The 11,743-nt window shown below is 45.0% G+C and carries 13 protein-coding genes; 9 read left to right on the top strand and 4 right to left on the bottom strand.

The genetic code is table 11. The annotated features are described in order from the left end of the window. The first annotated feature begins 20 nt into the window (after positions 1–20). A complete protein-coding gene (locus L0659_RS06845) occupies positions 21–719 on the top strand; it encodes a ferritin-like domain-containing protein (protein ID WP_235124995.1) in 699 nt (232 codons plus the stop codon). A gap of 20 nt (positions 720–739) precedes the next feature. Continuing rightward, positions 740–1,558 (top strand): ferritin-like domain-containing protein, encoded by an 819-nt coding sequence (locus tag L0659_RS06840; protein ID WP_235124994.1) that lies wholly within the window; start codon positions 740–742, stop codon positions 1,556–1,558. Between the two features lie 93 nt (positions 1,559–1,651). On the opposite strand, the gene hemA is transcribed toward L0659_RS06840, so the two are convergent. Next, on the bottom strand, positions 1,652–2,911 hold the full coding sequence (gene hemA, locus L0659_RS06835) for a glutamyl-tRNA reductase (RefSeq protein WP_235124993.1): 1,260 nt from the start codon (positions 2,909–2,911) through the stop codon (positions 1,652–1,654). 205 nt (positions 2,912–3,116) lie between these two features. Between hemA and L0659_RS06830 the strand changes: the two genes are divergently transcribed. Beyond that, the gene (locus L0659_RS06830) at positions 3,117–4,394 is read left to right on the top strand and encodes a PAS domain-containing sensor histidine kinase (RefSeq protein WP_235124992.1); all 1,278 of its coding nucleotides are present in this window, start codon (positions 3,117–3,119) and stop codon (positions 4,392–4,394) included. Between the two features lie 7 nt (positions 4,395–4,401). Here the strand turns inward: L0659_RS06830 and L0659_RS06825 are convergent, their stop codons facing one another. Together L0659_RS06825 and L0659_RS06820 are read right to left on the bottom strand one after the other, a co-directional pair. Beyond that, the gene (locus L0659_RS06825) at positions 4,402–4,929 is read right to left on the bottom strand and encodes a hypothetical protein (protein ID WP_235124991.1); all 528 of its coding nucleotides are present in this window, start codon (positions 4,927–4,929) and stop codon (positions 4,402–4,404) included. A 27-nt stretch (positions 4,930–4,956) separates the two neighbouring features. After that, entirely contained in the window at positions 4,957–5,484 is a 528-nt protein-coding gene (locus L0659_RS06820; RefSeq protein WP_235124990.1) for a hypothetical protein, read from the bottom strand. A gap of 38 nt (positions 5,485–5,522) precedes the next feature. Between L0659_RS06820 and L0659_RS06815 the strand changes: the two genes are divergently transcribed. The 5 genes from L0659_RS06815 (at position 5,523) to L0659_RS06795 (ending at position 10,909) form a co-directional block, all read left to right on the top strand. Further along, positions 5,523–6,578 (top strand): acyl transferase, encoded by a 1,056-nt coding sequence (locus tag L0659_RS06815; protein WP_235124989.1) that lies wholly within the window; start codon positions 5,523–5,525, stop codon positions 6,576–6,578. A 238-nt stretch (positions 6,579–6,816) separates the two neighbouring features. After that, on the top strand, positions 6,817–7,416 hold the full coding sequence (locus tag L0659_RS06810; RefSeq protein WP_235124988.1) for a gluconate 2-dehydrogenase subunit 3 family protein: 600 nt from the start codon (positions 6,817–6,819) through the stop codon (positions 7,414–7,416). Positions 7,417–7,487: 71 nt separating this feature from the next. Next, on the top strand, positions 7,488–9,206 hold the full coding sequence (locus L0659_RS06805) for an FAD-dependent oxidoreductase (protein WP_235124986.1): 1,719 nt from the start codon (positions 7,488–7,490) through the stop codon (positions 9,204–9,206). Positions 9,207–9,293: 87 nt separating this feature from the next. After that, positions 9,294–10,481, top strand: coding sequence for an acyltransferase family protein (locus L0659_RS06800; RefSeq protein ID WP_255726993.1), 1,188 nt, complete (start codon positions 9,294–9,296; stop codon positions 10,479–10,481). 38 nt (positions 10,482–10,519) lie between these two features. Beyond that, positions 10,520–10,909 (top strand): VOC family protein, encoded by a 390-nt coding sequence (locus tag L0659_RS06795; protein ID WP_235124985.1) that lies wholly within the window; start codon positions 10,520–10,522, stop codon positions 10,907–10,909. Between the two features lie 9 nt (positions 10,910–10,918). On the opposite strand, the gene L0659_RS06790 is transcribed toward L0659_RS06795, so the two are convergent. Continuing rightward, positions 10,919–11,401 (bottom strand): hypothetical protein, encoded by a 483-nt coding sequence (locus L0659_RS06790; RefSeq protein WP_235124984.1) that lies wholly within the window; start codon positions 11,399–11,401, stop codon positions 10,919–10,921. A gap of 67 nt (positions 11,402–11,468) precedes the next feature. Between L0659_RS06790 and L0659_RS06785 the strand changes: the two genes are divergently transcribed. Next, positions 11,469–11,738: a hypothetical protein gene (locus tag L0659_RS06785; protein WP_235124983.1), complete on the top strand. Its 270-nt coding sequence runs from the start codon at positions 11,469–11,471 to the stop codon at positions 11,736–11,738. Positions 11,739–11,743 lie beyond the last annotated feature (5 nt).

The raw sequence follows: 11,743 nt of genomic DNA, 5'->3' as shown, positions 1-11,743 counted from the left end.
AACTTCAAACACTTTTTGATATGAACAAAACATTAACTCAAAATCCTGAACCTTCTGAGGGCGCAATGCTATCAAAAGTGGGCAGACGTTACTTCCTGAGATCTGCGGGTGTTGCCGCTGCCACGGGAGCTTTTATCCTTGGTGCCTGCACAGAGCAGGATCTTGCATCAGATGACACAGTGAACCTGGGAACAGGCGATCTTGGGATTCTTAATTATGCGTATGCATTGGAACAGCTTGAAGCTGCATTCTATACGCAAGTAATGATGACTCCTTATCTGAACATGACAGATATGGAAAAATGGATCCTTACCGACATTCGTGACCACGAAATCGTCCACAGAGAATTTTTCAAAGCTGCATTGGGATCAAATGCTATCAAAGGCCTTACCCCAAACTTCTCTGCCATTGACTTCGCAGACCGTACGAGTGTTCTTGGCGCTGCAAAATTGTTTGAAGATACTGGCGTAGCTGCTTACAACGGCGCTGGCAAGCTGATCAAGGATGTCAATTATCTGCTTGTTGCTGGTAAGATCGTATCAGTTGAAGCAAGACACGCTTCTGCAATCGCTGACTTGATCAACCCGAACGCATTGGAATTCGCAGGTGGACAGATCAACAATATGGGCTTGGAAAATGCTTTCTCTCCGTCCGTAATTCTGAGCGGTGTTGCACCATTTATTATGGATAAAATCAGTGGAAAAGATCTGCCACGCTAACATTTAAAAAACTTACTGACATGAATATTTTTAGAATATTAGATAGCATTCAACAAGTTGACGGTGACGCAGCAGGACGCCTTGCGCATACAACCCGTCGCATGTTTATGAACCGCATAGGAAATACTTTGGCAACTGCTGCTGTTCCTACTGCATTTGCTGCCGTTGTTAACAAAGCCTACGGAGCAACTCCTTCTGTTACCGAAGTCCTTAATTTCGCACTAACACTCGAATATCTAGAAGAAACATTTTACTTTCAGGCAAACAGAATGACCAATTTTATTCCTGCGGAATATACTTTGGTATTCTCTCAAATTGAAAGACATGAAACGCAACACGTTGACTTTCTGAAAGGTGCATTGGGCAGCGCTGCTGTTGATCGTCCTCAGTTTGACTTCACTTATGGTGGTGCTTTCCCTGATGCATGGACTAACTTCATGACATTCATCACGATCTCAGCAGCCTTGGAAGACACTGGTGTTCGTGCCTACAAAGGCCAAGCTGGTAACCTGATCACTGCTCCTGCTATTTTGGAATATGCATTGCAAGTTCACTCAGTAGAAGCACGCCATGCTTCGCTGGTAAGAAGAATCATCGGCCACCTGAAAAAAGATCCAATGATGAAAGGATGGATCACACAGGATAAAGGCTTCCCAGAGGCAGTATACAAAGGTTCAACACCTGAGTCTAACACAGTTCACGCTGGTTTGGATGCTGCTACACTGTCGGGAGTTGTTGGTATCAGCAGAGATACTGTAACAGAATCATTTGACGAACCTTTGACTATGGAAGAGGTTTTGGCAATAGCAGGACCATTTATCAAGAAAATGGGAATGTAATAAGAAACAATTAATTATTGTGGAGGGTAAGGTAATACATAAGAAAGGATGGCAAATGCCATCCTTTCTTTTTTGCTTTCTATAAAATCTTAATTAATGTTTCTCTGATTGTTTTTCGAGATTGAAGAGATCATTCAACACATCGATAAGCGTTTCTGCCTCTCCTCTTTTGCAGGCTGCTTTCAATTGAAGCACAGGGAGTTTGAGAATTTTCTGCATCATGCTGGTGGTGATGCGTTCCACTTTTTCGAGTTCGGAATCTGTCAGGTTTTTGGTAAAACGCGTCAGCTCTTCTTTTCGGATCTGTTCCAACGCACCTTTCAGCTTCTGAATGGTTGGTGAAACGATCATTTCTTTGGACCAGTCGTTGAATTCAATCACCGCTTCATCAATGATCTCACGCACATGCGGCACTGCTTCCAGTCGGCGGTGCAATGCCTGGTCTGCTTTTGAACGGATAGAATCAATCGTATAGAGCATAACGCCGGGAATTTCTTCCACTTCCGGGGAAACGCTGCGTGGCACAGAAAGGTCGATGAAATATTTGAAAGACATCCCGCGCAGGCGAACCATCATTTCTTTGGTGAAGAAAGGATCGTCGCGAACGATGGAAGAAACAATGATATCAGCTCTGGAAATTTCGCCTTCAATGTCTGAAAAGTCAGCTACGCGGAAACCAAGTTCCTCAGCAAGCTTATCCGATTTGTCCCTTGAACGGTTGACGATGGTAACCTCCGAAGTTGCTTTTTGGGCCAGATTTCGGCAAACATCCGCACCAATTTCGCCTAATCCTACGATCAGCACTTTTGGATTGGGCATTAAGCCTTCCAGCAATTCTACGGCCGCATAAGAAATAGACGCAGCTCCATCGCGGAAGAAAGTCTCTTGCGCTACGCGCTTATTGGCAAAGAAAATCGTATGTAAAAGTCTGTGTAAGAATGGCCCGGCCATGTTAAGGTCAGCCGACCATTGATATGCATGCTTAATTTGATTTGGAATCTGCATGTCCCCGACAACCTGCGACTGCAAGCCCGTAGCCACCTGGAATAAATGCTGAACAGCACCTTCACCTCCTGAAAAACGCTCGAAATACGATTTGAAGGAATCAATGTCAGTCACACCCTTTTGGATGAGAAGCATTTTGATAATTTCCTCATTCAAGTCCGTTGCGGCGGAATAGTATATTTCGGTGCGGTTGCAGGTGGAGACAACAAGGACATCAGAAACATCGAAGAAATCTTTCAGCCTGAGCATTATGCTTTTTGCCTCCGCCTCATTCAATGCAAGCTGTTCTCTGATCGCCAGAGTAGCATTCCGATGTGATAAACTGATTGATTTGAACTGATTATACATCACTGGTTCTTATTCGGTTCACAAAAGTACGGCACAAAACTTACAATAAGAACGTGTGTAAAGCACCGGAAGTTTATTTAGAAATCTTACAAATAACAACCGCATGCAAACATTGATTTCTTTCGTTACAGGCCACTAAGCACGAATATTTTACGTTATTTACAGGATATAACATTAACTGCGGGAAATGCGTGCCCGCCCATGAATGATTAGCGAAACTCCAAAGCAAAAGCCTCGTTTTCGACTGCATCCGGTTGCCATTCTGAACAGCCAGCGCCTGCGCCGGTCTCTGATGGACACCTACGATCAGAAAAGCTTTTATAAATACATCATTGGCATTATCCTGCTTCTGCTCAGCATTGGCTCACTGTTCTATACAGATAAGTTGGTGGAGGAACTGGAACAGCGCGAAGAAAGGGAAGTTCAGCTTTATGCCGAGGGAATGCGATATGTGTTCAATAGTCCTTTTGATGAAAACTTTAATGTGGTATTCCAGGTGATCCAGGACGCAGTGAATTTTTATCAGATCCCGGTTATTTATGTAAATGAAAACAATCTCCCTAATCCCAACAAGAACATTGTATTTCCGAAAAACGCAGGCCCTGCCGAACGGGAAAGGATTATCCAGGACAAGCTCGCCGACATGAAATTGGAACATCCGCCAATTCCGGTTGATTTGGGAAAGGGCCGCACAGGGAACATTTATTATAGTAACTCATTCTTGCTCACACAATTACGTTACTACCCATTCTTGCAGCTTTCGGTCATGCTTTTGATCGGTTACCTGGCTTACCTGGCATTTAGTTCAGCGCGGAAAGCCGAGCAGAACCGTGTTTGGGTTGGTTTGGCCAAGGAAACGGCGCATCAGCTCGGAACACCGCTTTCGTCATTAATGGCCTGGGTGGAATATTTCCGAAGCGACCCGAGCATTGATCCGTCGATTGCAGAAGAGATAGAAAAAGATGTGATCCGGCTTGAAATGATCACTACGCGGTTTTCCAACATTGGTTCGGTGCCCACATTAAAGGAAGAGCCCGTTACCGAGATCGTAACGAATTTTATCAGCTATCTGGAAAAACGTGTTTCGTCCAAAGTGAAGTTTTCTGTTTTCAACCAGCTCGCGGATGAACAGACTGCATTAATTAATAAAAACCTGTTTGAATGGGTGATTGAAAACGTCTGCAAAAATGCGGTGGACGCCATGGGCGGCATTGGTGAAATCAATGTAACGCTTCAAGCGCCGCCGAATACCCGAGAAATCTGGATTGATATTGCGGATACGGGAAAAGGAATGAGCAAGGCTAATATGAACAAGATCTTCAATCCGGGATTCAGCACGAAAAAACGCGGCTGGGGATTGGGATTGACATTAGCCAAGAGGATTATTGAAAACTATCATTCAGGAAAGCTGTTTGTGAAAAGCTCAGAAATCGGCCGGGGAACAACTTTCCGGATCCTGCTGAATGCTAATATTATTGAATAAGTAATTTTTATCTGTAACCGGGAACTGTAATAATATCCGTTTCAACCTGGTTGCTGTAATGCAAGGCTCTGTCCCGGATCCTGACCTTGTATTTCTGTTCAATGTCAACCGAACTGTTTCCGTAGGGCCTTCTCAGTTCGTAATCGAGTTTTCCTTTTATCGGGCCCGCCTTACCGTCAGGTTTCAGGATAGGCATCCACATTGTTGAGTCACTGGACAAAATTCGCTCGTCCCAGGAGCCATCGGGATTTTTAGTGAACGTTACCAGTTCATAATTTCCCCGCTTGCCATATATCGATTGGAAGGTCTCGTCCGAACGTTCATCAGCCGTTGCCCCAAGATCTCCGTCCTTATCTTCAAAAGTCACTGTAATCACGATATTCTCCCGCAACTTTTTCCCTGTTAAGGGATCCGTTTCAGTGGATTGATCAATGGCAGAATATTCGATCCTGGGAACCGAATCGAAATCCGGTGCAGGCACACACGCAGCTAATGAAGCTGAAAAAACGATGACTAATGCGCGAACAACTTTCATATGCGATCTTTTGAAGAGTTCTTAATTTTAACGGTAACCTGGAACCTGGATGCTGTCTGTCTGGATCTGCTCGCTGACATTCAACGCCCTGTCACGGATACGCACTTTGAATCTCACGTAAACCGGAACTGTGCTGTTACCATATAAAAAGCTGGTGTTGAGATCCAATTTACCTTTAATAGGACCTGGCTTGCCATCCGGTTTCAAAATTGGCATCCATTTATACTGATCCTCCGCCAGGATAGACTCCGTCCATTTGCCGTCAGCACCTCTTCTTGCAGTAACCAGCTCGTAGTTGCCCCATTTTCCATAAGGTCTTACAAAAGAAGAATCCGAACGCTCGTCGGCAGAAGCACCGAGGTCCCCATTTCCATCTTCAAAATCAATGGTAATGATCACATTTTCACGGATATTTTTTCCGGTCGAATCATTTACTTCGGTATATTGGTCAATGCCGTTATAGTAGATTTTCGGCGTATCGTTAAAGTCCGGGATATCCACGCAGCCAAATGCTCCTGCTGCCAAAATGATGAATAGGGAAACTTTCAATTGCATATTAGCTTTGTATTTATATTTCTACGAAAGTAACAGTATTGGAACTTCAAAACAACAAATCTCAAACCGAAAAAAGGCAGGAACTCCGCAAGCAGGTCCTGAACTTGCAACCTGCTAATTTCGAACGCCTTACGCTCGAAATTTTTCGTTATCAGGCACTATACAATCCGGTTTATCATCAATATATCCAGAACCTGAACATTAAGCCCGAGCAAATAACCCGCCTGACGCAGATCCCATTTTTGCCGGTCCAGTTTTTCAAAAACCATATTATCCGGAGCGGTGACCTGCCTGCTGCATCCATTATTTTTCAAAGCAGCGGAACAACCGGGCAGCAAACCAGCCAGCACCATTTGTTCGACGAGACCTTATATAAGCACGTCTCCACCCGCATTTTTCAGGAAAATTTTGGTTACCTGAAACAGTTCCATATTCTGGCGCTGCTTCCATCATACCTTGAACGAAACAACTCTTCGCTGGTGTATATGATGCAACATTTTATTGATGAAAGCCGGTCAAAATTATCCGGTTTTTATCTTAAAAATGTGGATGAACTGCTTGAAACGCTCAATTTTCTTGCAAACAACCCTGACGGAAAGAAGGTCCTTCTGCTGGGTGTGACATTTGCGCTGCTCGACCTGGCTGAGAGTGTCCACGATCTCTCGTTTTTAGCCAATATTAAAGAACTTACGGTAATGGATACTGGCGGCATGAAAGGACGTCGGCAGGAGCTTTTAAGAGAAGAAGTTCATGACATCCTTACCGGCAAACTTGGGGTTAACAAAATCCATTCTGAATACGGCATGACCGAAATGCTTTCGCAAGGCTATTCACACGGCGCGGGGCTGCTCATGCCAGGATTTTCAATGCGCATTTTGCTGCGGGATATCAATGATCCCTTTGCGATTTACGATCACAATATCAACAGTTCCAAAACGGGCGGAATCAATGTCATCGACCTGGCCAACCTCGATAGCTGCTCCTTCATCGAGACCCAGGACCTCGGCAGATTCGGGGAAAAAGAAGGTTCATTTTATGTCATGGGCCGGTTTGACAATTCTGACATCCGTGGTTGCAATTTAATGGTAATGTAAGTCGTTCATTGTTGCGGCCAGTAAAAGCGCCCCGGCTATTGTTGTTCACATTAATGCTTTTTTAATTTTGATATGCGCATTGATAGTGAGCTACATAGCAGCTTTAAACATTATATAGAATTATTCTAAGAACCCGCAAACAGAGATTATTTCATAAATTAGCAAGCATTTTAAAATTGCATTAATCAAATGTATTATTACACTTTGGATTGTTAACCTATCATATAAAGTATATCAAATGAAAAGACGTGATGCCCTTGGTCGTGTGGCACTTTTAATGGGTGGTGCACTCTCAGCCCCCACCATGCTGGCTTTTCTCGAAAGCTGCAAAAAAGCTTCTGATACTGCTACCGGGATTACATTTCCGTTCACCCCGGAAAGACAGGCGCTGGTTGCTGAGGTTACCGAAATGATTATTCCAAAAACAGACACGCCGGGAGCGAAAGATGCGAAAGTGGGCGAGTTTATTGAAAAAATGATGAAGGACTGCTATTCCGAACCCGAGCAGAAAAGCTTTAACAAAGGATTGGAGGAGCTTGAAAAGAAAGATTTCATGAAGGCAACGCCACAAGAAAGAACGGCGATCCTGACCGAAATGGAAAAAGCGTCCAAGCAGGATTTGGCCAAGGCAGACACGGAAAAGAAAAAGTATACAGAAGCCGGAAAAGAATATACGGATGCACCAGTCCCATTCTTCCGTTTATTAAAGGAGCTTACCTTGTTAGGCTATTTCACATCGGAGCAAGGCGCTACACAAGCACTTGAATATGTGGCAGTTCCGGGCCGATATGACGGTTGCATCGATTACAAGCCGGGGCAAAAAGCATGGGCAATGTAAGCACTGCTTGTTCGAATATTCTTTTATAGGCCTGGATCTGGCCGAGTCATTAATATTGAAAAACATTCATCATGAATTTAAACATAAAGGCAGCGAAACAAACCACATACGACGCGATCGTGGTTGGATCGGGGATCAGCGGCGGCTGGGCAGCTAAGGAATTGACAGAAAAGGGCTTGAAAGTGGTTATGCTCGAAAGAGGCCGCGACATCAAGCATATTACAGATTATAAAACGGCAACCCTGGCTCCGTGGGAATTTGAGCACAGAGGCCGTGTGACCACCATTGCAAAAGAGCAATACTGGGCAGGCATCCGGACTGGTTATACAGCCAATGAAGAATGGGCTTACCTGTTTGAAAACGATAAAGAAAACCCTTACGACGAAACGCGTAAGTTTGACTGGATCCGTGCCTATCACGTAGGCGGACGCTCGCTGCTGTGGGGACGCCAGAGCTATCGCCTCAACCCAATGGATTTCGAAGCGAATGCAAAAGACGGCATCGCCGTAGACTGGCCGATCCGTTACAAGGACATTGCGCCCTGGTATGATTACGTGGAAAAATTCGCCGGGATCAGCGGCGCAAAAGATGGTTTGGATGTGCTGCCGGATGGAAATTATCTGCCGCCCATGCAAATGAACTGTGTTGAAAAACACGTAAAAGGGGAAGTTGAAAAGAAATTTGCAGGCCGCCATATCATTATGGGTCGCGCAGCGCACCTTACCCAGCCACAAGCGCTCCATACAGAACTGGGACGTGCTGCTTGTCAGTTCCGTAACATGTGTATGCGCGGTTGCCCCTATGGAGCTTATTTCAGCACACAGTCGGCAACGCTTCCTGCTGCACAGAGAACGGGTAACCTTACATTGGTGCCGGACTCTATCGTTTCGGAAGTGATTTACGATGATAAACTGGGCAAAGTAACCGGTGTTCGCGTAATCAACCAGAACACATTGGAAACCAAAGAATACTACGCGAAGATCATTTTCATGAACGCTTCGGCCATTGCCTCGGCTTCCATTTTGATGAACTCCAAGTCGAAACGTTTCCCAAATGGACTGGGAAATGAAAGCGACCAGCTGGGACGTAACATTATGGACCACCATTTGGCAGTAGGCGCAAGAGCAGATGTGGATGGTTTTGAAGATAAGTATTATTTCGGACGACGTGCAAACGGGATCTACATTCCACGTTACCGCAACTGGGGCGACGACAAACGCGATTACATTCGTGGTTTTGGTTACCAGGGAGGCGCAAGCCGCGAAAGCTGGGGACGCGGCGTAGGAACAGACGGTTTCGGTGCTGATTTCAAAAAGTCACTTTCTGAGCCAGGCGGATGGAATATGAACATTCAGGGCTTTGGCGAGATGATCGCGGATGAGAAAAACCGTTTCACATTGCACCCGACCAAAAAAGACAAATGGGGACTTCCGCTTGTAGTTTTTGATGCAGCATATGGTGAAAACGAGAAGAAAATGCGCGTGGATATGATGAACGATGCAGCAGAAATGCTGGAGGCGGCAGGCCTGAAAAACGTTACGCCATACATTGACGACTCAAAACACCCGGGAATTGGTATACACGAAATGGGAACCGCCCGGATGGGTAATGATCCTAAAACATCTGTTTTGAACAAAAACAATCAGGTTTGGGGCGCAGAGAATGTGTACGTGACTGACGGCGCATTTATGACCTCGGCATCTTGCGTGAACCCATCGCTTACATACATGGCCATGACCGCACGTGCGGCAGACCATGCAGTGAAGGAGCTTAAAAAGATGAATGTTTAGTTAAACGATATTTTTGAATACAAAAAACCTCGCTGGGTATATCCGGCGAGGTTTTTTCTTTTATGCTCTGACTAAACCCATCAAAATTTGAAAGAGTATATACCCGCGCCCAAACGTGTTTCATCCATCGATGCCTATCGCGGATTCGTCATGTTCCTGATGATGGCCGAAGTGCTGCGGCTGGGAAAAGTTGCCGACGCGTTTCCGGCGAGCGCATTTTGGGCCTTCCTGAGCTTTCACCAAAGTCACGTAGAATGGGTTGGCTGCTCCCTGCACGACATGATCCAGCCTTCCTTCTCATTTTTGGTCGGGGTGGCACTTCCCTACTCCATTGCCAGCCGCGCCAGTCGGGAGCAAAGTAACACAGTGATGTGGCTGCATACATTCAGGAGGTCGCTGACATTGATTCTGCTGGGTATTTTCCTCCGTTCCATGCACAGTGAGCAAACCAATTTCACATTTGAAGACACATTAACTCAGATCGGATTGGGTTACCCAATCCTGTTTGCGCTGGGCTTTACTGGTGAGCGCACGCAGTGGGGCGCTCTGGCTGGAATTCTGGCGGCATATGGTCTTGCATTCGCATTATACAGCTTACCGGGCCCATATTTCGACTGGTCCGAAACCGGCAATGTGGCAAACTGGGAGCATAATTTGAAAGGCTTTGCAGCGCATTGGAATAAAAACACGAACATTGCCTGGGCATTTGACCGCTGGTTCCTGAATTTATTTCCGCGCCCCGAAACATTTAAATTTAACAGTGGCGGATATAGCACATTAAGTTTTATTCCAACATTAGGAACCATGATCCTCGGTCTCATTGCCGGAAAGTGGCTGAAATCCGCAACTTCATCCATCTGGTTATTGAAACGCCTCGCCTTAACAGCGGCGATTCTCCTCGCGTTAGCATTGATCCTGAATTTTACCGGCATCAATCCGATCGTAAAACGGATATGGACGCCTGCGTGGACGCTATTTAGTGGAGGGATCTGTATGTTGTTCCTGGCCGGATTCTATTTTATTGTTGATGTAAATCAAAAACAAAAATTCTTCTTCCCGCTTGTCGTCATCGGGACCAACTCGATCGTGGCATATGTCATGGCTGAGACCATTGTGAGTTTCATAGACAGTTCATTCAGGATCAATATAAGCCAGAATTACGACTTGATATTTGGTTTAGATTACCAGCCGTTGGTTCGCGGTGCCATCATCCTGCTTGTGGAATGGGCAATCCTTTACTGGTTATACGTGCGAAAGATATTTATCAGGATCTAAAAATCTGCGGCCTATATTTGACCTCACAATTCAGCATTATGCAATTACTTAAAGCCATCCACCACATTGCGATCATTTGTTCGGATTACGACAAATCGAAACGCTTCTATACTGAAATTCTGGGATTTGAAATAGAAAGGGAAGTTTTTCGGGAAGAGAGAAATTCCTATAAGCTTGATCTTTCCCTGAATGGACAATACATTATTGAGCTATTTTCATTCCCGGACCCTCCACAACGTCCGTCCCGGCCAGAGTCCACCGGCTTGCGGCACATTGCATTTCAGGTTGATGATATTGAACTGGCGATTGCGCAGCTGCGTAAGAAAAATGTCGTAACGGAGGCCGTGAGAGTAGATGAATTTACCGGCAAAAAATTCACATTCTTTGCCGATCCTGATGACCTGCCGATTGAATTGTATGAGATTTAAATGCGCAAGTTAAGCCGCTGCCGTATATCCGATCTTAGTCCGCGTTCCGACTTCAAGCTTGCATAACGATTCATAAAATTCTGAAATGCGGACCAGATGTTCGTCCAGCATTTGTCTTGCTTCGGAATCTTTATCGACGTAAATGCGGAGCTTTTTGTAAAGTTGTAATGTTGCCGCTTCCACTTTTTTCAGGCACGTTGCGATCTCCTCTTTTTCTTCGACGTCTTCCAGCATTTTCAATGCTGCCCTCGCCGTGATATGATTCGTTTCTCCCAACTCCTTATCTGTGAGGAAACACTTAAAATAATCGTATATCCACTTGATCTCCTTCTGGAACAATAAAGCACTTACATGGCCCTGGCTGAGAATGCGCCTGCAAGGGCCCATATTGTCCTTCTTCAATGCTTCTAAATAAAGGAGTTCTCTGGTTTTCTGCTCGATCCACAATGCTCTGATTGCCTGAACGAAATCATTTTTTCTACTCTCTTCCATAACCAACCTTTTTAAGAACTACTTTTGCCCGCATTTGATAAAAAAATTGTGCCTGAAACGCTTAAAAATGGCATTTATCGTTATTAAACCAAAGAATCGTCCAGGAGTGCAAAATGGAACATTAATAAACGATTGTTTTGAGAAAGGATACATTACAAACGTTTGCATTGGGGTGATCACGCCATACCCGAACCCCAGCCGTTGTGGATGGAACAGAACAAATCGCGTGCCGGAACGTTATATTTTTAATCTGTTCGGAAAGCGTCTAACTTTGCCGGCTTTACCAGCGTTCAACGGCAGTAATATGATGCCGAAAGCTCCTTTAAATTTTGCTTAATAAAT

It is taken from the genome of Dyadobacter sp. CY347 (assembly GCF_021502655.1).
Lineage (GTDB): Bacteria > Bacteroidota > Bacteroidia > Cytophagales > Spirosomataceae > Dyadobacter.
Note: the sequence above shows the minus strand (reverse complement) of the source record. Positions and strands in the feature narration are given on the sequence as shown.